At 43.0% G+C, this 758-nt stretch carries 1 protein-coding gene; it reads right to left on the minus strand.

What is annotated here, in order from left to right; translation table 11 throughout:
* Positions 1 to 106 precede the first annotated feature (106 nt).
* A complete protein-coding gene (locus R7Q09_RS25205; protein ID WP_318143827.1) occupies positions 107 to 637 on the minus strand; it encodes a cytochrome b in 531 nt (176 codons plus the stop codon).
* Positions 638 to 758 lie beyond the last annotated feature (121 nt).

The following is a 758-nucleotide window of genomic DNA, read 5'->3' on the forward strand; positions in this document are numbered from 1 at the left end:
TAATCTAACAATTAGGCATCCTTTCGCTTATATTAAAATGGCAGGTATCACTTACCTGCCATTTTGTTGCTCAGAAACCTTCGAAGCACATTCTTGTTTTGTCTTATCAAGCTTTGCCCAACATTCTCAGCAACGTTCCGTCCTGCTTAATAAAGTGATGCATAAAGCTGGCACCAAGGTGCAAAACCAATAGGAATGGCAACAACGCTTCACCACTAAACTCGTGGATCCCCTCTCCCAGCTCTTTCAGCATGTGTATTTCTCTGCCAGAACTCACTAATTCAAAACCAAACAGGCTCAGGCCGTACCCTTCTCCTACAGAAACCGCGATGCCAGACAAAGGCAACACCACAGTTAAGGCCAAAAGAGAGTACATAACCACAGCCGCCGCGATAGACTCAAATTTACTTCTTTCCGTCATAGGTTTTGGCATACCCGCAATGAGTCTCCCAACTAACCTAGGCACGCTCAAGGCTAAGACTAAAAGTCCGAATGACATGTGAGCATTAAAAAGTAAGTTGTTTGATTCATCATCCATAACTAGACCAGAAATGAGTACCGCAATCATTCCAAGCCCGATAGCCCAATGGAAAAACATCATTGATTTTGAGATTGCATTGTTCGTTTTCGCGTCCATCTTCTTTCTCCATGTAAAAGACATGGTTATTCTTCACATGAGCCATGAATAAAAGATGAATACTTTATTCAGACAAACCACTCTCAGACGAACTAAACAGGTCGCCGCCCTCTAGTTGTGG

The sequence above is a fragment of the Vibrio sp. 2130-1 genome (genome assembly GCF_033339515.1).